Origin of the sequence: Pantoea sp. OXWO6B1, from assembly GCF_001641135.1 — a bacterium.
Taxonomy (GTDB): Bacteria; Pseudomonadota; Gammaproteobacteria; order Enterobacterales; family Enterobacteriaceae; genus Pantoea; species Pantoea allii.
In genome coordinates this window covers 99,981-122,060 of sequence record NZ_CM004290.1, presented here as the reverse complement: position 1 = coordinate 122,060, position 22,080 = coordinate 99,981, and the positions used below count along the sequence as shown (strand labels likewise).

Genomic DNA, 22,080 nt, shown 5'->3' with positions numbered 1-22,080 from the left:
CTACATGTTAAAATGCACGCCGCAATGCTTTTTCCTGGCTGGTTTTTGCTTATTACTTAATGAAATTAAAGGCGATTATCCCTTTCCCAAAACGGATTTCGGCAGGCGATGGGTGGTAAGCAGACGGCTGCTTTCCGCATTGCTGGCTTTCTGACTACAGTTTGCAGGTTTACTATCAGTGGAAAGCGAAAGAGAAAACCGGGTCCTTAAAAGCTTTACTGAGCCCCAGGCAATGGGATTTTCTCACCTGTGCTTAGTTAACCGGGAAAACGAAAAGGGTATGTCGCAGTGTTTTTGCTATTTAAAAAGGCGGACGATCATCGGAATACAAACTAAAAGCCGCGTTGACATATTGGGTGAGCGTTTACGTTCACGTGAGCAACAACTCTCTCCACGCCTTCTGGTGGTCGCACATTATATAAATGACAACCGGGAAACGGTGATTGACAGTACGGCAATGGAAATTGCTACTGCTAACCATACGTCTGATGCCACCGTTATCCGTGCCATCCAGGCGCTGGGTTTTTCAGGTTTGCGCGATCTCAAAAAAGTGCTGCAGGCCTGGTTCGGGCCTGGCATGTCTTCTGAAGAGAAGATGATCACCACGGTGAATGACGTGACGCGTGATGTCTCCTCCTCAATAGACTTTGTTTTGCAGGGACATCTTCATGCGTGCCACGTTTTATCTTCTGAGCACAACCGTCAGGCGCTGGCTGAGGCGACTTCATTGATGATCGAAGCCCGTCAGGTTGCCATTTTTGGGATCAATGCCTCAGGCATCCTCGCTGATTACAGCGCCCGGCTGTTAAACCGCATTGGCTTACCGGCGTTTTCACTTAATCGTGCAGGCATTGCGTTGGCGGAGCAAATGTTGGCTTTGCAACGGGGCGATGTACTGGTGATGATGGCGCAGAAGTCAGCGCATCGTGAGGGCAGCACCGTGATACGCGAAGCCAAAAGGCTCAGCATTCCTGTTATTTTACTCACCAATGCCACCGACTCGTTTTTTGCCCGGGAAGCTGATGTGGTGATCCACGTTCCGCGCGGGGGAGAAAATGGCCGCATCCCGCTACATGGCACCGTCATGGTTTGCCTGGAGATGATGATTTTATCGGTTGCCTCTTCCCTGCCAGACCGCACAGTGAAAACGATGAAACGTCTGCAGGATTTCTACAGAGGGCTTAAGCCTGCGGCTAAGAAATAGCGCATCCGTTTTGGTGTAACAAAGCTGGACGATAATCTGGCAAATCCCGCGTTGCCACGGCCCAGGGCTGAACAGTCGCCCTCAACCGTTAAGGCGCATTTTTGAACGTATCCCGGCATCAGCGATGAGCAGGGGGCTGGCATTTTTCGGAATTTTAAAAAAAATTTCTGTTTTTGCGAGCGCACGCCTGCTTTCGCCTGGAGCGTTCTTCAATCAACGGCTATTACTCTGCCGTGACGTTATTTGCTGTTCTTCGATTTATCCATCCTTGTTACGTCCCTGAACGGAGCTAATCATGAAGAAAGATCGTGCATGGTTTCCTGTGTCGCTAGTGGCCCTTGCCACCATGAGTGCCCTGATAACCCCGCTGCCGGTAATGGCATGGGACAGTCTTACCGTATTTGGTGACAGCCTGAGCGATACAGGAAACGTCGGCCGGTTTACGTATAATTCCGCAAATAATCTGCTTTATGATGAAATTATCGCTCGCGAAGCAGGGCTGACATTGCAACCCTCTTCCGCTGGCGGTAGCAATTACGCAGCAGGAGGCGCCGTTGCTGTGCCTGCCCTTAATCCACAATTTAATACTCAGGATCAGGTTGCCCGTTATCTGGCTTCTACCAATGGTCGGGCCGATCCCAATGGCTTGTATATTCACTGGATAGGCGGCAACGATCTGGCGGCGGCGGTTGCCCTTCCGCCATTGGCCACATCGATTGTTGATAACAGTGCAGGCGCGGCAGCCAGCCAGGTCAAGGCGCTACTTGACGCTGGCGCGGGCACCGTGATTGTGCCGACGGTACCCAATGTGGGGGCGACACCCGCATTAATAGAGGCGATTCTTCAGCCGTTCAGTTCCGCTGCCGTGACTGCTGCGTTTCAGTCTCTGAACGCGGCAGCCACGCCTGATAATGCAGCGCGACAGCAGGCCATTCAGGCTGCGTTTAATCAGGCCGCCGCGCAACTTTCAAGTGTGCCAGCTGTTCGCGACCTGATTGCGCAACAGTTATTTGCAGCATGGCAGCAGCTGAGCGGTCAGGCGGCAGCACTGACCGCGCGGTATAACCAGCTTGAAGAAAACGCACTGGCAACCACCCAGGGAAACATTGTTCGGGTGGATATCAATGGACTCTTCAGTGAAGTCATCCAAAATCCCGCCCTGTACGGGCTGAGTAATACGGCAGGCATGGCCTGTCCACCCGGCACCTCTTCCGTAAACTGCACCTCAGCAACAACGGGTTTTTCATCTCAGCAAAATTATCTGTTTGCCGATCGTCTTCATCCCAGTCCTGCCGTACATGCCATTATCGCTGACTACATCCAGTCGATTCTGGATGCGCCCGCCCAGGTGGCTGTGCTGACCCAGGCACCCCTGGCCATGCTGCATGATATGCACAACACACTGGATGGTCATTTACAGCAACAGCGCAAGCAAGCTTCAGAAGCAGGTCAGTTCACGGTGTTTGGCGGTTATGCCGGTCAGCACGCCCGCAACAAAGATGATGTTTTTAACGATGGCGACACCGATACCGCTAATCTGTCTGTTGGCATCGGTTATCAGCTCACCGATAACTGGCAGGCGGGGGCATTGCTGTCGACCGCCAGTCAACGGCAGCAGCCCTCTGATCGCTATGATTACCGGCTTCGTGGCAACATGGTCGCGCTCTGGAGCCAGCTTCAGCTACTGGATCAGCTGTGGGTGAACGCCGATGTCCACTATGCGGATCTGGATTATGACGGGATAGAACGTCAGATTAAACTCGGGCCCGCTACCCGCACAGAACAGGGAAGCAGCGCAGGAAAACTCATGGGGATGCGGCTGCAAACGGGCTGGGATTTACCGTTAGGCGATGTGGTCACCACCGGGCCCGTTGCCAGCTATGCGCTGGACTATGTTAAGGCGGACGGTTACCAGGAGCTCGGCGACAGCAGCAGTGCGATGCGGTTCTCCGGGCAAACCCGGCACTCACAAGTTGGCGCAGCAGGTTGGCGTGTCGACACCAAAGGCTTATGGATCAATCCATGGGCGCAGGTGAGTTATAACCATCAGTTTGGAGATACTGACTCCTCAGTGAGTGCAGGTTTAAAATCGACCCGTACTGCCTTCCGACGTACCCGTGCAGGCCAGGATAAAGACTGGGTGGATATGGCTGTTGGCGCGAACGTACCCTTCGGCGATACGGTAACCGCTTATGCCGCCGTATCGACGGTGGCGGGTGCCAGTGATTATCATGACGTCACATGGAACCTGGGTCTGAGCGCACGCTTTTAGGGTGAGTGATTCGCAGGGACGCGAGACATTTCAGTCTTACTTATCAGACTGAGCCGGGTCAATTCATCCGTTGCAATGACGTCATGGCGTGCAATGATGACTTCCGGTGTGACAGGGCAGGTGGCACAGAAAGTTTGACGCCACCCGCTTCGCAAGCGTGTTTTGGTAAGGTATAGTTCGCGTTTTTGGAGGAACCATGCTGACCAATTCATCTACACGGCTCAATAAATACATCAGTGAGAGCGGAATATGCTCTCGTCGCGATGCCGATCGCTTTATCGAACAGGGTAACGTTTTCATCAATGGCAAACGCGCCGCGGTGGGTGCCCAGGTTTTTGCCGGCGATGTCGTAAAAGTGAATGGTCAGTTAATTGAGCCACGTGATGAAGATGATTTAGTGCTGATTGCACTGAACAAGCCCACCGGGATTATTACCACCATGGAAGAGGGTGAGCGCGATAATATCAGTGACTTTGTTAATCACAGCAAACGCGTTTTTCCTATTGGTCGTCTTGATAAAGATTCTCAGGGCTTAATTTTTCTGACCAACCATGGCGACCTGGTCAATAAAATTTTACGTGCCGGCAATAACCACGAAAAGGAATATGTGGTTACCGTCGATAAACCTGTTACCGATGAGTTTATTGCGGGCATGGCGGCGGGCGTTCCTATGTTGGGAACGGTGACCAAAAAATGCAAAGTAAAGAAAGAAGCGCCTTATGTGTTTCGTATTACGCTGGTTCAGGGGCTTAACCGGCAAATCCGTCGCATGTGCAAACACTTTGGCTATGAAGTGACGAAGCTTGAACGCACGCGCATCATGAACGTCAATCTCAAGGGCATTCCCTTGGGTGAATGGCGCGATCTGACGGATGATGAATTAGTCGAGCTGTTCAAATTACTGGAAAACTCATCCTCGGATGAAAAACCAGCCAAGAAAACATCACAAAAAAGTCCGGCGGCGAAAAAGCCGATGAAAAGTGCACCTAAGCAGGGTGATAAGACCGAGGATAAATCTGCGTCGCGCAAGCGTTTCAACCAGCCCGGCCGTAAGAAAAAAGGGCGTTAACACAGGTACCTGTCAATGCGTCCACGCCCGCTAATTATCAGTGAATACCGGCCTGAATGGGCAGATCACTTTTCAACTGAAGCTGCCGTTGTTGCGGCGGCGCTGGGCGACACGCTTGTGACTATCCATCACATTGGCAGTACAGCTGTGGAAGGCTTAGCGGCAAAACCCGTCATCGATATGTTGACAGAAGTGTTAAATCATGACTCCCCGACTGCTGAGGCGCTAATACAGATGGGCTACCAATCGCGCGGAGAAAACGGGATGCCGGGGAGACGCTATTTCACGAAAGGTGCGGAGGCGCGGACCCACCACATTCATGCTTTTATCTCTGGCAGCCCCGATATCAGGCGGCATCTCGCCTTTCGGGATTATTTACGTCACTCTCCAAAGGTACGGGATGAATATGCGGCGGTTAAATGCGCTGCACAACTTGCCTGTCAGGGCGACATCAAGATTTACGGTCAATTGAAACATGATTTTATTGCCTGTCATCAGCAACGGGCATTAGCCATATTCCCATTCTGATTTATCCGCTCAAATTTCAACGCTATATCCGCTGACGCCCGACAACCGTTTCAGCCCTGTGTGTACCTGCTCAGGAAATAAGCGCGCCTGAAATCCCTGGCCTCATACAAAAACAACGGACAGGATGGGGTGAAGATACCTGTGTAGCGCGCGCGAGTGATTAAAGCATTACTGAAGCCGTGCTTAACGCCGCACAATCAGAGGACGCCACCTTTTCAGGATGAAAACGGCATGGCAGGATAAGCCAAATAACAAAGGAGTGGGCCTGATGTTACTGAAAGGTATGAATGATCCGTTGCTTAAGGCGTATCAGAACCCGAAATCAAGGTTGATGATCAGCCGTTTCAGAGGATTAGCCGGGGATCGACGGCTCAGTGACTGGCAGGTATTTTGTATTCTCGTGAATGGATTTACTAATTACTGGTATGTGCACTCAGGTCATTTCACCATCAACGTTGAATTAACTAAAACCCGACAGTTCGATTTCATGCAGGATTTTTTGCATTTTTCCGTCACGCTGGACGGCTTATTGAGTGATGAGAATTTTCGCTGTCCCGATTTTATTTTGCCGCATTATGATGTGCCTTATGAATTTTGCCGTTGGCGCAACAAGCGTGGCTACGATTCACAGGTGACGTATGTGGGTAACCACGGTGTAAAAACACATAAAGGCCTGTTTATTGCCACCCATGATGTCGCCCGAGATGAATATCATATGAAATGGGAAGGTACTATTACCGTTTTTGATAAAGCCTTTTTTAAAATGGGAAGTTTCAATACCACGAGCGACTTTTTGGTCAATGACATCACCAAAAACATTCGTGAAGGCGTGATTAAACATCTGGGCCTGTATCGTGACCTGTTTAATTATATTTTCCCTTCGCCAACGGCCGCGCGTATTCAGGCTCGTGACAGTAAACGTTACCTGGCCAGGAAATAAAAAAACGGTGAGCGCGGAGTGGGCAGAAACCTGCTCTGATTAAAACGTCATTATCCAGGATCTCAGCCAGGCAGCTTCCATTTAAGCCAGGTATCAAGCTCTGTCTCAGCCATTGGCTTTATATTAAAATACTCACGTGCAACATCGTCACGGTCTTCTAAAGGCGCAGAAACCGATGACGGGTAATCTTTTCCATCGGCCAGCACGAGGGTATTGAGCGCTTTTAAGGTAGTAAAGATGCTGTGGGCAATCAGACGTGACGTGATCCTGGCATTAAGTTCTTTTGCCAGTACGTTATCAAGTTTTATGACTTCAGGCGGGCTCTGTCGTAGGTAACGTATTTTGCTGTAGCCCTTAGCCGTATCTTCCCATGACATGCTGAAGCCTGAAAGCCTGAGCATTTCCAGTCCGAGCATAGCGGTTGGACTGTCAATCATATGCTCGGTTTTCAATATGTTGATGATAAGCATTGATGTGGGAAGGGCGGCCTTGAGCATTTTTTCAGCCAGTTTTTCTGCAAACGTGCTGTCAGCAATATCTCGCTCATTAATACTGATTGTTATTGGCAACTGGACAGGATGATGTCGTAAACGTTTAAGACGGGAAATGGCGCTGTCGACCTGCCAGGTTGTCAGTTGCGTATCAAGTTCCGTTCCTTTAGCCAGAGCGACAAAGTGATCTGCTAACAGCTCACCGCGTAACGGATGATGCCAACGCACCTGTGCTTCAAGACCAACGGGTTTACCACTTTTAATACAGACTTTGGGCTGAAAAACCAAGAATAAGCCGTGATTGTGCCGTAAGGCTTCTGCCAGGTCGCTCATCAAGGTGACATCAGTCGCACAGCTTATGTCGCTGATTTCATCAAAACGAACCTGCGATAATGTCTGTCCGCTGATGTACTCCAGCGCATTGACTGCCCGTCGGAGGACTTCACAAGGCGGCGCATCGCTGGCAATAAAATCAGTTTGCTCCGTATAGGTCGTCAGCGCCATGGTCAGACCGTCGCCCATATCAGCGCTGATTGCTCCCAGCCGCTCAGCCACCCAGGTTGCACTCACGGGGCTGTCAGCCTGGGTTAAAATAGCAAAACGTCCTGTTGCGATAGTGTAAAACTGGCAGCCATTAGTTGGCCGAAGGCGTAACAGCAATAGTGTCGCGACATCTTTCAGCAGTGACTCCAGCGCGGCCATGCCCAACGATCGTGATAACTCAAACGCGCGTGACATATCGATACAATCAATCAACACCAGACGGCGCAGCGATTTATCCTTTTGGGTGGCAAGGCGCTGTATATCGCGAATAAGACGTTCGCGGTTGGCTAACCCGGTAACCGGTTCGATGAAAGCCGCGGAGTGCCAGGCATCAAGAAAAGCGATGATTAACCCAGCCAGGGATTCTGTTATTTTTTTTGCTGGTCATTGAAAGGGCGCGGCACTGTATCCGTCAAACACAGCGTGCCCAGTATCTGGCCATTGCGGTTTTTTAGCGGCGTACCTACATAAAAGCGGATGAAAGGTGCATGCCTGATCAGTGGATGATGGGCAAAACGTGAATCGCAGGTGGTGTCCGGTACAATGACCGTTGCGCCGCCTTCCACAACATATCGGCACAGCGCTTGCTCGCGTGACGTATCCTGCAGCTCAATATTATAGTTGGCGCGAACAATATGCTGGTCATCGTTCAGAACAGTAATGTAACTTCCATTGATACCCAGCAGTTGACTGGCCAGACGCAAGAATTTTTTCAGCACCTCATCCCGGCCCCGATCGGAAAGACTAAGTGCTTTTGTTGCACTGGTGCGGTGATGTTCCTTGTCGCTAGATTCCGTAGACATTTCCGCTCCTGCCCGTTTGCTCAATGAAACTGCAAAAGAAGAGTGTACGATAAATAGCAAAAATAAAGCCCAATCATTATAAAAGGCAAAAGCAATTAAATTAATTTTTTCTTTGGAAGGGTTAAGGCGTAATTATTTTTTTATCCCTACCCACTTAACGCAAATTAAAATTACCATTGGCGTCAGTGTCATTTTTAAAAGGTTTTTTCTGGCCAGTAAGGTTAAATAACATTGCAGTTATTTAATTAAACAGGGTCGCGTTTACTTAATATTATGCGCTAAATTAAATTTATCCTATTGTTTGGTTTTGTTAATGTATGATCGGGCGTGAGAATAACCGGTAAACGTCATAAGTTAGCGTGCCACATCGCCGTATACTGAGTTTTTGTGAACATTAGCTGGTAATACAAGGGATTAATCATGATTAACAGCGGGAAGGGGGTTATAAACAGCCCTCAGCCGCAGCGTTATCTCTGAATGCGTGAAATGGGAAATGCGACATTAAATAAATAAAATTAATCATTGAGGTGATGCCCTTTTTGCAGGGCCGACCTGTGCGTTGTCTTACCTGAGAATCATTTCTGTTGCATATTAATGTAAATTATCGTGCTCATCTCCCAACCGATACCTGCATATCAGGACAATAACTGATAAGCTAACAGCCTCAATCACGATGACGTTGGAGCTGCCCTTTGCTGACCACAATTATTTATCGCAGCCACATCTCAGATGACGTGCCCGTTAAGACGCTTCCTGACATGGTGGACGATGCCAGCATATTCAATGCTTCCCATGAAGTGACCGGCATTTTGCTCTTTAATGGCACCCATTTTTTCCAGTTACTGGAAGGCCCTGAAGAGGGCGTGCTTGCCGTTTACCAGCGCATCTGTGCCGCTCGCCGCCATCACAACGTGGTTGAATTGATGCGTGACTACGCGCCATCCCGTCGGTTTGGTAATGCCGGTATGGAGCTGTTTGATTTACGCCAGCATGATCGTTCAACCGTGCTTCAGGCTGTACTCGATAAAGGCACGTCTAAATACCAACTGACCTACGCTGACAGGGCGTTGCAGTTTCTGCGTACCTTTGTTGAAGCGCGTGAGAAAGAAAACTATTACGAGGTCTTGCCATCCGAATACTGGGAGTTTATTCCCGAACGTCCTGCGATGAGTGCGGCAAAACCCGCTTCCTCCGGTATTAGTTTCCGCCCGGTGGTCGATCCCCTTGCCAGACAGGTCACAGCGATTGAGGCAATCACGGATACGCGTCATCGTGGCACCGACCAGAACGGCTCCGAGCAAGCGTTACATGATGCTGACCTTGAGGCGGTGATCAAGGCTTTCGATATGGCCGGCAGGGCCTGTCCGGATGAAATGACCCTGTATGTCAGCCTGCTTCCCATGACGCTGGTGGTGGTACCGGATGCGGTTGCAAAGATTGTCTCGACAATCAATGCGGCCGGATTAGTCCCGGAACAGGTGGTGCTTGGCGTGAGCGAAACCGAAGTCATCTCCAGACTCGAAGCGTTTTCCGTTGCCGTCAGGCAGCTCAAAGCCGCAGGTATCAGTTTGTCCGTCGATAACTTTGGTGCGGGATCGGCTGGCCTGTCGTTACTGACACACATCCAGCCCGATCGCATTCGTATCGATTCCAGTATTACAACGGATGTTCATCGGAGCGGCCCGAAGCAGGCGGTTGTCCAGGCGATTATCAAATGCTGTTCTGCCTTAGAGATCACGGTGATCGCTGCTGGTATCGTTAAGGCCGAGGAGTGGATGTGGCTTGAAGCGGCGGGCATTATCAACTTCCAGGGCAGTCTGTTTGCCTCCGCAGGTTCGGGTCATGCCGATGCGGTTGCCTGGCCGGAATATCGTGATGCTATGTAGTGTTGCCCTATCGCCTCGCGGCGAATAGCGCAGGTATTAAACGCTTTGCGATATATCAACAGCAGCAAGGATCGCTGCGCTTATTCTCCTTTGACTTCAATCATGATGCTCCCCACGTTGTACGCGCTACATTCCCCTTTGATACCCAGATAAAACCTGCTCTGGATATAACGTTCGCCCTCCTGTTTACCGAGATAGCTGTCTTTATTCGTGCGTTATAAGCGTTATATGAAAAGACATACAGCTGAGAAAATAACGGATTTTTAAACGGCAAATAAAATTAGCCAGGCGCACCGACATTATTTACGGGATTAATTTTCCTGAAAAGAGCGGGATGTTTTCTCTTCGCTGCACTTAATGCCGTCATTCGCATTTTGCGAATGAGCCGTTGTGCCATAACAACCATTCACACTCACAAATTGCGTCGGCGCAATCCTCTTTTCTGAGATTGCCTGGACAGAAAAAGCACAGTTTGCGATCATAGCGGCATTACGGAAAATAGAGACCTTATCGGGCATTTATAATATGAAAGAAAACAGCCGTTTAGAATCGATAATGAATTACCTCAAAGGGAATAATCTGGTCACAGTTGAGCAGCTTGTTACGGTAACGGGTGCCTCACCGGCAACGATCAGACGCGATCTGATTAAACTCGATCACGAAGGTGTTGTCAGCCGAACACATGGCGGTGTGACACTGAATCGTTTTATCCCTTCTCAGCCGACCACGCTGGAAAAGTCCTCGCGTAATCTGGTGGAAAAACATGCTATCGCGCGCGTGGCGGCCAGCTTTGTTAAAGCCGGAGATGCTGTCATTCTGGATGCGGGCACCACGATGTTTGAACTGGCCCGGCAAATTACCCATATGCCGTTGCGCGTGATTACCAATGACTTACACATCGCCCTGTTTCTCTCAGAGTTCAAACAAATCGAAGTGACAATAATCGGTGGGCGCATTGATGAGAGCAGCCAGTCCTGTATTGGCGATCACGGGCGTAAAATGCTCAACAATATTAATCCTGATATTGCGTTCCTGAGTGGCAACGGTTGGGACCTCGCTAAAGGCGTAACTTCCCCGACAGAAGAAAAAGCGGCACTGAAACACGATCTGATAATGAACGCTCATCGCCGGATTTTACTGGCGGACAGCTCAAAATATGGGGCATGGTCACTCTTCAATGTGGTGCATTTAAATGAGCTCACCGATATTGTCACCGATGCTAATCTGGACGTTGAGATCAGGCAAGCGCTTCAGTCAAACCTGACGCCTACGCTGACCATCGCGGATTCTATATAATCAGCGTTTTTGCAGAGCGTTGTTGCCGATCACATGGGTGCTCAGAGCAGCGACTGTTCGCTTACCTGAATGTCGCTGCATGCCTTCTTTCTTAATAACTCTGGCGATCAGTTAATAACGTCGGCACTGCGGGTACTGCGGGTGCATTATCAATATCTTCCTGAGTCATGCGAAACGCTTCCGGGTAGTGTTCGCGTTGTGTACGGCGGGCAGGTTCAGTATTACGCCAGGTATACAGGCAGTGCTGGCATTGAAAGACGATCCAGGCATCTTCAACCGGAGATGTCGCCATGGTTTCAATACTGTGGTCTTCACAACGGGGACAAATCATCTGTTTCTCCTTATTTACGTTTTGCCAGCATGGCGGTGAGTTTCTCTACCCAGAGCGCCGTTTCAGGCAGATCTTTCACTGGCTGGCTATAGTGACCTCGCACATCAGGTGCGACAGGTGTGGTGGCATCAATAATCAACTTGTCAGTAATGCCGGCGGGACTGGAGCCGGGGTCAAGCTCCAGCACTGACATATTAGGGAGTTGGACCAGGTCGCCGGCAGGATTAACCTTCGAAGAGAGTGCCCACATTACCTGCGGCAGATCAAAGGGATCAACATCTTCATCGACCATGATGACCATCTTCACGTAGCCCAGGCCATGGGGAGTAGTCATAGCACGTAATCCAACAGCCCTGGCGAATCCACCATAGCGTTTTTTAGTGGAAATAATGGCGAGTAAGCCATGGGTGTACATGGCATTAACCGCCTGTACTTCCGGGAATTCGGCTTTAAGCTGCTGGTAAAGTGGAACGCATGTCGCGGGGCCAATCAGATAGTCAATTTCAGTCCACGGCATGCCTAGATACAGTGATTCAAAAATGGGGTTCGTGCGGTATGACACTTTATCAATGCGCACCACGGTCATATTACGGCCGCCTGAATAGTGCCCGGTGAATTCACCGAAAGGGCCTTCAATTTCACGTTTACGACTTTCGATCACGCCTTCAAGAATCACCTCAGAGCCCCATGGTACATCCAGACCTGTCAGCGGCGCAGTCGCAATCGGATAGGCTTGTTCACGTAGGGCTCCTGCCATTTCATACTCAGACTGATCGTAGCGAAGTGGTGTAGCGCCCATTAATGTAATGACAGGATCGTTACCTAAGGTAATCGCGATGGGCAAATCCTCCCCACGTTCTTCGGCCTTATGCAGGTGGAGAGCGATATCGTGCATGGGCACAGGTTGCAACCCAAGCTTGCGCTTGCCTTTTACCTCCATACGATAAATGCCGACGTTTTGTTTCCCAAAGTTATCAGGATCCAGCGGATCACGTGAAACAACACAGGCTTTATCCAGATAGAAACCGCCATCGCCATCATTTAAACGAAACAGCGGCAGTATATCGAACAGGTTGATATCATCATTTTCCACGCTGTTTTCAGCCCACGCCGGATTGGCTCGTCGTTCTGGGGCGACAGGAAAATTATCCCAACGACGGATAAACTCGTCGACCTGCTGTTTAACGGGCGTAGTCGGTGCCAGACCAAGGGCAATTGCGTGATTTTGCCAGGATCCCAGGGTGTTCATCACGACATGTGCATGGTGAAATCCTTTAATACGGGTGAAAGAGAGGGCTGGAGCACCGTCGCCTATGCGACCAGTGGCGTTTGCAGCAGCGGCAATATCAGGTTCTGCATTAACCTCTTCATCAATATGAAGAAGCTGACCTTGTTCATTTAACATGCTAAGAAAGCTGCGTAAATCGTCATAAACCATGATTAATCCTCGTGAGACAGGTCATGAAGGGGAGCGGTGGTTGCACACAGCCCTTGCCAGCGCTGCGCTTTTGAAAAGTCGATACCAAATTGATCGAGTACACGCGCCACGATGTGGTTAGTGATGTCGTCCAACGATTTTGGATGATTATAAAAAGCAGGCATTGGTGGCACTAAAGCCACGCCCATACGCGACAGTGCCAGCATATTTTCCAAATGGATGGTGCTCAGTGGGGTTTCGCGCGCAACCAGCACCAGTTTTCGGCCTTCTTTCAGGACAACATCGGCAGCGCGTCCCACTAAGCCATCGGCGTATCCTGCTCTGATCCCGGCCAGTGTTTTCATACTGCAAGGGATCACTATCATGCCGTCAGTTTTGAATGAACCTGATGAAATCGAGGCGGCTTGATCGGCCGGACTGTGAACCACATCAGCCATTGAAGCCACATCTCGCGATGAAAAAGGTGTCTCCAGTTCGATAGTGGTTTTGGCCCATTTCGACATAACCAGGTGGGTTTCGATATCAGGAAACGAACGGAGTGCCTGTAGAAGTGCGACGGCCAGAGGTGCGCCTGTTGCACCAGTAATACCAATAATGAGTCGCAAATCGACCTCCAGACTGATTGTTCGTATACGAACTAAAGTTATCGCGATTAATCTTTGGTGACAAGTCGAATGGCACAAAATGTTCGTGTACGAACGAAGTGGCGAGTGCGATCAGGAGTAACCCGACGTCAGGGGATAAGGTATTCTTAAGGAAAAAGAGGATTACAGGCTTAACTATGAAAACTCAACTTGGCAATGTTCATTTTCATCTGATGCGACAGCTATTTCAGGAACACACATCACTATGGCAAAAAACGCTGAAAGAGATTACTAAGCAACAATATTCGGTGCTTTGCGCCGTCGCCGATAAGCCAGGAATAGAACAGATGGAACTCATGGCTGAAGCGTTGATGACCAAAGCTACCCTTGCGGAGTTACTGGTAAGGATGGAAGCAAAAGCGTTGTTGATACGCGTGCAAGGGGAAACTGACAAGCGCCGTCGCTTTATAACCTTGACGGCGCAGGGTCATAGCGTACTGGAGTCAGCCAGAACAGCAGCGATGTCGGTGGATGCGCATTTTCTAAAAAAGCTGACTGCCGAACAGCAGCAGCAGTTGATTTCCCTGCTTCAGGTAATGGTCAATGATGAAAATTAGTTACTTCGATAAAGCCACATCAATATGCCTGTAATCGTTAACGAGTCTGGCAATCGTTAAGATCGTGTTGGACGGCACTGAGCATGGCCTCTACTTTACTATGTGTGGTTTCAGGTACAGGCAGGTGTCACCTTCTTCAACATGTTTTGGATGCCAAACCATCGCCGCATTTTCGTCGCCAATATAGGTCATTCCCAAAGGCTCTATGATCGCGTAAGGATGTGCAAAAGCGGCACGGTACGCGAGTAACTCTTTCGCCATTGCCACAACCTGATGTGAAACCTCATCCGGGTGACTGACAATATCATTCAACTGTTCTTCGGTAAGCATACTTCCATTCCTGAACAACCCTGACCAGCAACCCTGAGGAGGCGCTGGGGGTTTAAATCAGTTAATCGTGGTCAAACAGGCGCCCGTGAGTATTCGTCGTTGCAGAACGGTCAGGGGAAGATAGCCCATGTTGGCTGTAAGGGCGTAGCTTACTACGTGAAGGGAAGATTTCGAAGTCTGTTCACACAGAGATCTAAAGGAAAGTGAGGGGCGATGACAGAAGGGCTGCTACAGTCTGCATCGACAACCGCCGCCGCGCACAATGGAAAAGCCGCCTTAAGCGGCCTGGCCTTGATCCATCCGCAAATTATATATGCAGCTATGCACTTACAGGGACGCGGTTATGGATGTTGGCTTCACTGATCCTTTACTGCGCGTTGTGATCGTGTCACTGAGCGACGATTTTGACTTCAGCAACGCAATGAAGATGTCGCGGTAACAGGTTGGGAAACACGACCCAAAGAGATCAATTTCACAGAATTAACAACTTGAATTAAAAGGATTCTGGTATTATTTCTCTGGCCATCAGGATTAACGGCAAGCGCCTTTAAGGGATTGATGGTAACCATAAAACTAATAACAATTGTTATTATTTGCGCGATTATTTAATTACCGCTTTTATGGGTTATTAATCGCCCCTGTTGTTCAGAGAAACGGCAAACCCGATGCTGGCAGCACGGTATCATGTTAAAAATTTCTGAAAACAGTTTCGCGCATGTTATACAGTCGCACATGGCCCCTGTTTGCTATAAATTGTCGGTTAATATGGCGCTAAATATTTAAATTTAAGCTAAATTGTTTTTCTGCGTTTTTTGCACCCGCACAAGGGGAGGCTGTTGTGCACGATAATCAAAGTGGCAATGACGAAAATCGTCTTAAAGCGGTTAAAGCACTTTTGTCACCTGATATTACCAGGGATGAGGTGCTGGAAAAATTTGTTCATCTTGCCGCGCAGGCGCTGGGTATTTCAGGCAGTTTTATTTCAATTATTGATGATAAAAATCAGTATATTAAGGTTTCCCGCAACTTTAACCTCAAAGAATCAGCACGCGAAGTTTCCTTGTGTCGTCATGTTATTGATGGCGACGGGCAGCTCGTTGTACAGGATACATTGCAAGACAGCCGCTTCACTTTTCATCCCTTAGTTGAGGGTGAACCTCACATCCGGTTTTATGCGGGCGTGTCGTTATCCAATCTGGAAGGGCTGGTGTTAGGGACGCTTTGCGTGACCGATACGCAGCCTCATACGTTTAGTGATGAGCAGTTGGAAACACTGAAGTCGCTGGCAAGACTGGTGACATCCTTTCTGGATGCATGGAATCTTGCCAGTTTCACCGATCTGATTACGCATCTACCGAACCGGCCACGCCTGATTCGCGACATGCAACAGCTGGCCGTCAGCAATCCCGATCGTCGTTTTCGCATGATTCTTATCGACTGTATTGATATTCCCCAGGCATATGAGTTATCACGTACCTTTGGCATTGCGCCAGTGGAAAACTTACTCAGGCAAATTGCCGGGCTGGTCAGCGCTCGTCTTCAGCTTCAGCCAGATGACATGCTTTATTCATTTGCACCGGGGCGCTTTGCATTAATCCAGCCTTATTTTGGCGGCTATAGCGCGCAAAGTACCATTGAGGTGTTAACCAACCTTAAAGCAGATTTAGCGGATAACATCACCATTGATATCGACGTTTATGCAGGCGAAACCGAGTTTGTTTCCCGCGATATTGATGCAAATGAAGTTGTCCGTCAGGCGGTCAGTGCGTTGCACGAATGTATTCACCAGAACGGTGGTGCTATGACGTTCGATCATGCATACGATTCGCGGCGCACGGAAGATTTCTTGATTATGAACGATCTGGCCCAGGCGCTTAAAAAAGACGAAGGCCTGTACCTCGCGTATCAGCCAAAAGTGTGCTTAAAGACGGGAAAAACCGTTGGGCTTGAGGCATTAATTCGCTGGCACCATCCGGAAAGAGGCGAGCTGTTTCCCGTCGACTTTATACCCTTGGCCGTAAAAACCAACCTGATTTCGGTGCTGACTGACTGGGTTATCGATCGCGTCATCATTCAGTTAACGCAGTGGAATAAAGAATTTGAATTAATCCCGGTATCCGTCAACGTCAGCGAACGTGACTTTTCCAGAGCGGAGTTTGCTTCCAGTTTAGCCAGTAAGATGCAGGCTGCAGAATTGCCAACATCATTAATGGGCGTGGAATGTCTGGAAAATGAGCTGATAACGGAAAGCGATGTGGCGATTAATGGACTCGAAGCGCTTAAAGCCCACGGGTTTATTATCTCACTGGACGATTTCGGTACAGGTTACAGCAACATTAGTTACCTGCAGGAAATTCCGTTAGATGTGATTAAGGTTGATATGTCTTTAATCAGTCGGATGGATAGCGATTCTGCCTCCAGAATTATCGTCAGAAGCATTATCCAGATGTTGAAGGAGTTGGACTATACGGTGTTGGCAGAAGGTGTAGAAACAGAAGCCACACTGAGTTTGCTGAAGCAGTACGGCTGCGATCAAATCCAGGGCTACTTCTTTTCGAAACCGCTTCCAGCCAGCGATATCGAACACTGGTTACTGCAGAAGTAAACGCGATAAAGGCGACAGTATCTGTCGCCTTCTCAGTACGGTCAGTCAAGCTGAGTACAGCGCGTTTTGCACAACGCGCACTCGGGCAGCAATAAGGTGAATGCGCGTTGTGCCGTCAATCCAGATCGCTGCCGTTACTGGCAATCACTTTTTTATACCACCAGAAGGATTTTTTTCGCCGCCGGGCCAGCGTGCCTTGCCCACGATCGTCACGATCGACATACACAAACCCATAGCGTTTACTCATCTCACCCGTTGAGGCGGCAATCAGGTCAATACAGCCCCACGTGGTGTAGCCGATTACGGGTATCCCATCACTTATCGCCTCTCCCATGGTCCGAATGTGCTCACGCAAATAGCTGATGCGATAATCATCAATAATTTCGCCTTCATCATTGACCTCATCGCGTGCGCCCAGGCCATTCTCCACCAGGAAAAGCGGCTTCTGGTAACGGTCGTACATCATGTTCATGGTGATGCGGAGTCCAAGCGGATCGATGCCCCAGCCCCATTCACTACGCTGAATATGCGGATTCGTAAGGGATTTCACCACGTTTGCCGCGCTGCTGTTCTGCTCATTCATATCGGCGGACGCACAACGGGAAGCATAGTAACTGAATGACACGAAATCGACGGTGTTCATGAGTACATCAGCATCGTCTTCTGCCATTTCAATCTGGATGCCTTTCTCGCGGAAAAGGCGAGCAGAGTAGGCGGGATAGGCACCCCGCGCCTGAATATCAATGAAAAACAGGTTCTCACGATCTTTTTGCAGCGCCGCCCAGACATCGTCAGGTTTGCTCGACCAGGGATAAAAATTGCCGCCAGCCAGCATGCAGCCAATCTGATTATCCGGGTTGATTTCATGAGCTATTTTTGTCACCCGCGCGCTTGCCACCAGCTCATGGTGAGCGGCCTGATATTTAACCTGCTCACTGTTTTCACCCGGTTCAAATACCAGTCCTGCGCCCGAAAAAGGGCTGTGCAGCATGATATTTATTTCATTAAAGGTCAGCCAGTACTTCACTAAACCATCAAACGCCTCAAAACAACTGCGTGCATAACGGGCAAAAAAATCGATCATTTTACGATTGCGCCACGAACCGTATTGCGTAACCAGATGCATAGGTACATCAAAATGGCAAAGCGTCACTAAGGGTTCAATGCCGTACTTGCGACATTCGGTAAACATGTCACGATAAAAAGCCAGCCCCTCTTCATTGGGCGTGACTTCATCGCCGCGCGGAAAAATACGGCTCCAGGCAATCGACGTGCGAAAAACCGTAAAGCCCATTTCTGCCATTAAAGCGATGTCTTCACGATAACGATGATAAAAATCGATCGCAGTGTGGCTGGGATAGAATTCATCGTCCCGCAGTGCGTCACGTTTTTCCTGACCCAGCTTGACCGGCATACGTGCAGGCCCGATGGGGAGCATGTCAACGGTGGTTAATCCTTTCCCGCCTTCAAGAAAAGCGCCTTCTGACTGATTTGCGGATAAGGCACCGCCCCATAAAAATCCTTGCGGGAATCGTGATTCAGACATGAAATCCTCTTTAACACAGTCATTAATGATCAGCTAGCGTTAGCCGCTTTTGCTTTTTCAGGTGAAACCTTAGGTTGTGATGCTGCCAGGCTGGTGGTTTCAGGAATATCGTCAAAGCCCAGAATCAGGGTAAGAATAAATGACAGCACCACAGAGAGCACCATCACCGCGACAACCCAAACAATGGACATCGGGTTGGCTGGATCAAAAAACTGAACGCTGGTAAACAATCCGGGTGATGCCATCGAATGGCTGGCCAAACCGCCTATGCCGGCGACGGCACCACAAATAAACCCACTGATCATACTGGCAATCAAAGGGCGTTTTAAACGCACAGCGACACCGTAAAGGGCCGGTTCAGAAATGCCGGCCACAATGGCAGAGGCTGCTGCTGCCAGCGCGGTTTGACGTAATTCCGGGTTTTTCGTTTTACAGGCGACGGCGAGCGAAGAGCCGCCAAGGGACAGATTAGCGCCAATTTCCGAAGGCATAACCATGCCCTCTTTACCGGTTTCAGCAATGGTCTGGATAATAGTGGGTGTGAAAACCCGATGCATGCCGGTCATCACCAGCAAGGGCCAGAGCGCGCCCATAATCGCAACCGAAAGCCAGCCCAAATAACCGTGAATGGTGTAAACCACGGCGGAGATTCCACTGCCGATCCAGATACCAATCGGGCCAATCAAAACAATCGCAATCGGTGCGGCGATCAGCACAATCAACATCGGCTTCAGAAAGTTTTTTGTTACCGCAGGCGTAATACGATCCACACCACGTTCAATGTGAGACAAAATCCACGTCATCACCAGCGCCGGTATTACCGTATAGGTATATTTCACGGCCGTTACCGGGATGAAAGCAAACTCCACGGGTTGTCCCTGCGCCGCTTTAGCCATCAGGTCAATAAAGTTGGGATGCACCAGGACGCCAGCGATGGCTATCGCCAGTGACATGTTCGTCTTGAATTTAAGCGCCGCTGACGCAGCCACCATAATGGGCAAAAAGAAGAAAGCACCATCTCCAATCACGTTCAATATGACCAGAGTCGATGAGCCTTTCTCAAATACACCGGCCATATCCAGGATCATGGCCAACAGCTTGACCATTGAACCGCCGATAATGGCGGGAATCAGCGGTGACATGGTGCCGACCAGCGCATCCAGAATAGCGGCCCCCACGCTTTTTAGCGTGAGTCGCCGTTTCCTGGGCGCAGTACCGTCTGACTGCGGATCGCCCAATGCCAAAACTGCCTCATAAGCTTTCGACACATCATTGCCAATAATCACCTGCAACTGTGTATCGGTATGCACAACGCCCATAATGCCATTGAGGGTTTTTAATCCGGCAAGGTCAACCAGGCTATCGTCTTTCACCACAAAACGCAGGCGAGTCATACAATGCGTGACGGCACTGATATTGTTCAGGCCGCCCAGCTTATTAACGATAGCCTGTGAAATCTCTGCATAATTTCCTGGCATGATTTTATCTCGTAGGGTAGAGGAAAATGCGCTCGGGTTTCCGCTGGAGCCGCCGCTTTATTGTTATACGCCTTCAGTCAGCCTGACTCAGGTTGTATCTGACCGAAGGGGCAGCTAAATAGGAAACCGGTTTCACAAAATCATGAAGATGTTTTACTGTTTAAACAAGAGCGTAAAATGACCATCTGTTATTTTTGTGATGGCAATCACTTGAAGTGGAAAAGAGCGCCATGCCGGGCTAAGGGCAAATATTTCAAATAATGAAAGGCTTAGGTAGACTGCATTTACTCTGAGGACACGGGCAGCGAGAACATGACAACAATATCTGAAGTAGCAAAACGCGCCGGCGTCTCAAAAGCGACAGTATCGCGAGTGTTGTCGGGCAATGGTTATGTGGGGCAGGAGAAACGAGATCGCGTATTACAGGCCATTGCGGAGACAGGCTATCGGCCAAATCTGCTGGCACGCAACCTGGCGAATAAAAGTAGCCAAACCATTGGGCTGGTGGTCACCAACACACTTTACAGCGGTAACATTTTTAGTGAGCTGATGTCGCACTCTGCCAGAATTATGGAGCAGCAAAATCGTCAATTGATCCTGGCCGATGGTAAACACACCGCAGAACAGGAGCGTGCGGCTATCCAGTTTCTGCTCGACCTGCGTTGCGATGGCATTATTATCTATCCGCGCTTTCTCAGCATTGATGAGCTGGACGCGATGATCTCGCAGCACAAGCAACCTGTCATGGTCATTAATCGTCGCCTGCGTATCAATGACAGCTTCTGCGTTTATAGCGATCAGCACATGGCCAGCCAGATGGCCATCCGTTATCTGATGGAGCAGGGCCATCGTAATATCGCGTTTATTACGGGATCACTGGATTCACCTACCAGTCAGGAACGGCTTTCGGGCTATCAAACCGCGCTACGCGAGCAGGGAATCGCCATAAATCAGCAGCTTATTGTGCACGGAAAGTGGACCGCGCAAAGCGGCATGCTGGCGGTGAAAACCTTGCTCGCAAGGGGACAATCCTTCAGTGCCATCGTTGCCAGCAATGATGAAATGGCTATTGGGGCCATCAAACAGCTGACGGAAAATAATATCGCTGTGCCAGGAACAGTCTCCGTGATTGGCTTTGACGATATCCCGCTGGCGCCCTACATTATTCCTGCACTTTCCAGCGTGAAATTTCCCGTAACCGATATGATTAACGAGACCATTAACCGGCTGGTTTCGATGCTGGATGGCGGCGAGTTAACGACGTTAACGCCTTTTAAGGGCAGCCTTGTCCTGCGCGACTCCATCACCGTTGCCCCCTGACGTCTCTGCCTGCAAGGCGGCGATCCCGACCTGCATCAGCGCGATACCTTGCTCAGAAAGCCGGGCCACCACGTCCGGGGAAAGCCCATCCTCTGTAATAACATGGCCAGGCTGATAACCGGACGACAAGGGATAAGGATGTATTTGCCCGAATTTAGATCTGTCGGTCAGAACATAACTGTCTGCGCCTTTCGCCAGCACGGCGTCAACCACATCACATCTCTGCATATCGCGACCGGTAAAGCCGGTTTCCGGATGCCAGCCATCTGCGCCAACAAAGGCTTTGTGAAAGTGGATCTGCTGAATACAGTAGCGGGTTAACGGGCCGGTTATGGATTCGCTGCTCTTTTGCAACATGCCACCCAGAATAATCACGTCACAAGCCGCATCTTTAAGCAGGTGACCGATATAGTGGCTTACCGTGATTAACGTCAGGCTTTTGCGGCTGGCCAGTATGCGTGCCAGCAGGGCATTGGTGCTGCCGCCTTCAATCAATACAGACTCGCCATCGTTGATCAGATCAGCGGCATAGCGGGCGAGAGCCAGCTTAATACCATAACGGGTGTTCATGCGCGTGCCAACATCGTCGCTGTCCAGCGCCTGGGCCGCGCCATGAACCCGACGCAGAACCCGCTGTTGCGCCAGTTGGTTGAGATCCTGACGTACCGTGACCTCTGAAACACCGACAAGCTGAGCCAGCTCGCTGACGGCGACGCTGCCACGTGAATTAACCAGTTCGATAATTTGTTGCTGACGCGTATTCATCGTGGTTCTTTGCATCCATGGATTAAGCTGACGT

Annotated in this window: 17 protein-coding genes and 1 pseudogene; 10 read left to right on the top strand and 8 right to left on the bottom strand. The window is 49.8% G+C overall.

Annotated elements, in window-relative coordinates; all coding sequences use genetic code 11:
- Positions 1–280 precede the first annotated feature (280 nt).
- The 5 genes from A6A26_RS00590 (at position 281) to A6A26_RS00570 (ending at position 6,013) form a co-directional block, all read left to right on the top strand.
- Positions 281–1,204 (top strand): MurR/RpiR family transcriptional regulator, encoded by a 924-nt coding sequence (locus tag A6A26_RS00590; RefSeq protein WP_063877095.1) that lies wholly within the window; start codon positions 281–283, stop codon positions 1,202–1,204.
- A gap of 295 nt (positions 1,205–1,499) precedes the next feature.
- On the top strand, positions 1,500–3,476 hold the full coding sequence (locus tag A6A26_RS00585) for an autotransporter outer membrane beta-barrel domain-containing protein (RefSeq protein WP_063876981.1): 1,977 nt from the start codon (positions 1,500–1,502) through the stop codon (positions 3,474–3,476).
- A gap of 196 nt (positions 3,477–3,672) precedes the next feature.
- Positions 3,673–4,545: a 23S rRNA pseudouridine(2604) synthase RluF gene (rluF, locus tag A6A26_RS00580; RefSeq protein ID WP_063876980.1), complete on the top strand. Its 873-nt coding sequence runs from the start codon at positions 3,673–3,675 to the stop codon at positions 4,543–4,545.
- 15 nt (positions 4,546–4,560) lie between these two features.
- Positions 4,561–5,073 (top strand): GrpB family protein, encoded by a 513-nt coding sequence (locus A6A26_RS00575; RefSeq protein WP_063876979.1) that lies wholly within the window; start codon positions 4,561–4,563, stop codon positions 5,071–5,073.
- Between the two features lie 268 nt (positions 5,074–5,341).
- Entirely contained in the window at positions 5,342–6,013 is a 672-nt protein-coding gene (locus A6A26_RS00570) for a hypothetical protein (protein WP_063877094.1), read from the top strand.
- A 62-nt stretch (positions 6,014–6,075) separates the two neighbouring features.
- Here A6A26_RS00570 and A6A26_RS00565 read toward each other — a convergent pair.
- Positions 6,076–7,850 (bottom strand): annotated as a pseudogene (locus A6A26_RS00565) (EAL domain-containing protein).
- Positions 7,851–8,542: 692 nt separating this feature from the next.
- Between A6A26_RS00565 and A6A26_RS00560 the strand changes: the two are divergent.
- Both A6A26_RS00560 and A6A26_RS00550 read left to right on the top strand, forming a co-directional pair.
- A complete protein-coding gene (locus A6A26_RS00560) occupies positions 8,543–9,736 on the top strand; it encodes a diguanylate phosphodiesterase (protein ID WP_063876978.1) in 1,194 nt (397 codons plus the stop codon).
- Positions 9,737–10,261: 525 nt separating this feature from the next.
- Positions 10,262–11,032 (top strand): DeoR/GlpR family DNA-binding transcription regulator, encoded by a 771-nt coding sequence (locus tag A6A26_RS00550; protein WP_063876976.1) that lies wholly within the window; start codon positions 10,262–10,264, stop codon positions 11,030–11,032.
- A 91-nt stretch (positions 11,033–11,123) separates the two neighbouring features.
- Here A6A26_RS00550 and A6A26_RS00545 read toward each other — a convergent pair whose 3' ends face one another.
- Genes A6A26_RS00545 through A6A26_RS00535 form a run of 3 tightly spaced genes read right to left on the bottom strand, consistent with a single transcriptional unit; the run spans position 11,124 to position 13,406 of the window.
- Positions 11,124–11,363: a non-oxidative hydroxyarylic acid decarboxylases subunit D gene (locus A6A26_RS00545; RefSeq protein ID WP_063876975.1), complete on the bottom strand. Its 240-nt coding sequence runs from the start codon at positions 11,361–11,363 to the stop codon at positions 11,124–11,126.
- 10 nt (positions 11,364–11,373) lie between these two features.
- Complete coding sequence (locus tag A6A26_RS00540) at positions 11,374–12,801, bottom strand: non-oxidative hydroxyarylic acid decarboxylases subunit C (protein ID WP_063876974.1); 1,428 nt, start codon at positions 12,799–12,801, stop codon at positions 11,374–11,376.
- Between the two features lie 2 nt (positions 12,802–12,803).
- Positions 12,804–13,406, bottom strand: a complete 603-nt coding sequence (locus A6A26_RS00535; RefSeq protein ID WP_063876973.1) for a non-oxidative hydroxyarylic acid decarboxylases subunit B — start codon at positions 13,404–13,406, stop codon at positions 12,804–12,806.
- Positions 13,407–13,582: 176 nt separating this feature from the next.
- Here A6A26_RS00535 and A6A26_RS00530 point away from each other — a divergent pair, with 176 nt between their 5' ends.
- Complete coding sequence (locus A6A26_RS00530; protein ID WP_063876972.1) at positions 13,583–14,002, top strand: MarR family winged helix-turn-helix transcriptional regulator; 420 nt, start codon at positions 13,583–13,585, stop codon at positions 14,000–14,002.
- Between the two features lie 90 nt (positions 14,003–14,092).
- Here the strand turns inward: A6A26_RS00530 and A6A26_RS00525 are convergent, their stop codons facing one another.
- Positions 14,093–14,332, bottom strand: a complete 240-nt coding sequence (locus A6A26_RS00525; RefSeq protein WP_063876971.1) for a hypothetical protein — start codon at positions 14,330–14,332, stop codon at positions 14,093–14,095.
- A gap of 838 nt (positions 14,333–15,170) precedes the next feature.
- Here A6A26_RS00525 and A6A26_RS00520 point away from each other — a divergent pair.
- Positions 15,171–16,937, top strand: coding sequence for a sensor domain-containing phosphodiesterase (locus A6A26_RS00520; protein ID WP_063876970.1), 1,767 nt, complete (start codon positions 15,171–15,173; stop codon positions 16,935–16,937).
- Positions 16,938–17,052: 115 nt separating this feature from the next.
- Here A6A26_RS00520 and A6A26_RS00515 read toward each other — a convergent pair whose 3' ends face one another.
- Both A6A26_RS00515 and ascF read right to left on the bottom strand, forming a co-directional pair.
- Entirely contained in the window at positions 17,053–18,483 is a 1,431-nt protein-coding gene (locus tag A6A26_RS00515; RefSeq protein ID WP_063876969.1) for a 6-phospho-beta-glucosidase, read from the bottom strand.
- Positions 18,484–18,512: 29 nt separating this feature from the next.
- Positions 18,513–19,961: a PTS cellobiose/arbutin/salicin transporter subunit IIBC gene (ascF, locus tag A6A26_RS00510; RefSeq protein WP_063876968.1), complete on the bottom strand. Its 1,449-nt coding sequence runs from the start codon at positions 19,959–19,961 to the stop codon at positions 18,513–18,515.
- Positions 19,962–20,273: 312 nt separating this feature from the next.
- Between ascF and A6A26_RS00505 the strand changes: the two genes are divergently transcribed.
- Entirely contained in the window at positions 20,274–21,281 is a 1,008-nt protein-coding gene (locus tag A6A26_RS00505; RefSeq protein ID WP_063876967.1) for a LacI family DNA-binding transcriptional regulator, read from the top strand.
- On the opposite strand, the gene A6A26_RS00500 is transcribed toward A6A26_RS00505, so the two are convergent.
- The gene (locus tag A6A26_RS00500) at positions 21,225–22,046 is read right to left on the bottom strand and encodes a DeoR/GlpR family DNA-binding transcription regulator (RefSeq protein ID WP_082875120.1); all 822 of its coding nucleotides are present in this window, start codon (positions 22,044–22,046) and stop codon (positions 21,225–21,227) included. The genes A6A26_RS00505 and A6A26_RS00500 overlap by 57 nt on opposite strands.
- Positions 22,047–22,080: the final 34 nt, after the last annotated feature.

Bases quoted from the DNA above. Each gene is read 5' to 3' on its own strand.
- A6A26_RS00550 (WP_063876976.1), top strand. From the start codon at position 10,262: ATGAAAGAAAACAGCCGTTTAGAATCGATAATGAATTACCTCAAAGGG.
- A6A26_RS00525 (WP_063876971.1), bottom strand. From the start codon at position 14,332: ATGCTTACCGAAGAACAGTTGAATGATATTGTCAGTCACCCGGATGAG.
- A6A26_RS00515 (WP_063876969.1), bottom strand. From the start codon at position 18,483: ATGTCTGAATCACGATTCCCGCAAGGATTTTTATGGGGCGGTGCCTTA.
- A6A26_RS00505 (WP_063876967.1), top strand. From the start codon at position 20,274: ATGACAACAATATCTGAAGTAGCAAAACGCGCCGGCGTCTCAAAAGCG.
- A6A26_RS00590 (WP_063877095.1), top strand. From the start codon at position 281: ATGTCGCAGTGTTTTTGCTATTTAAAAAGGCGGACGATCATCGGAATA.
- ascF (WP_063876968.1), bottom strand. From the start codon at position 19,961: ATGCCAGGAAATTATGCAGAGATTTCACAGGCTATCGTTAATAAGCTG.
- rluF (WP_063876980.1), top strand. From the start codon at position 3,673: ATGCTGACCAATTCATCTACACGGCTCAATAAATACATCAGTGAGAGC.
- A6A26_RS00530 (WP_063876972.1), top strand. From the start codon at position 13,583: ATGAAAACTCAACTTGGCAATGTTCATTTTCATCTGATGCGACAGCTA.
- A6A26_RS00500 (WP_082875120.1), bottom strand. From the start codon at position 22,046: ATGAATACGCGTCAGCAACAAATTATCGAACTGGTTAATTCACGTGGC.
- A6A26_RS00570 (WP_063877094.1), top strand. From the start codon at position 5,342: ATGTTACTGAAAGGTATGAATGATCCGTTGCTTAAGGCGTATCAGAAC.
- A6A26_RS00585 (WP_063876981.1), top strand. From the start codon at position 1,500: ATGAAGAAAGATCGTGCATGGTTTCCTGTGTCGCTAGTGGCCCTTGCC.
- A6A26_RS00575 (WP_063876979.1), top strand. From the start codon at position 4,561: ATGCGTCCACGCCCGCTAATTATCAGTGAATACCGGCCTGAATGGGCA.
- A6A26_RS00540 (WP_063876974.1), bottom strand. From the start codon at position 12,801: ATGGTTTATGACGATTTACGCAGCTTTCTTAGCATGTTAAATGAACAA.
- A6A26_RS00545 (WP_063876975.1), bottom strand. From the start codon at position 11,363: ATGATTTGTCCCCGTTGTGAAGACCACAGTATTGAAACCATGGCGACA.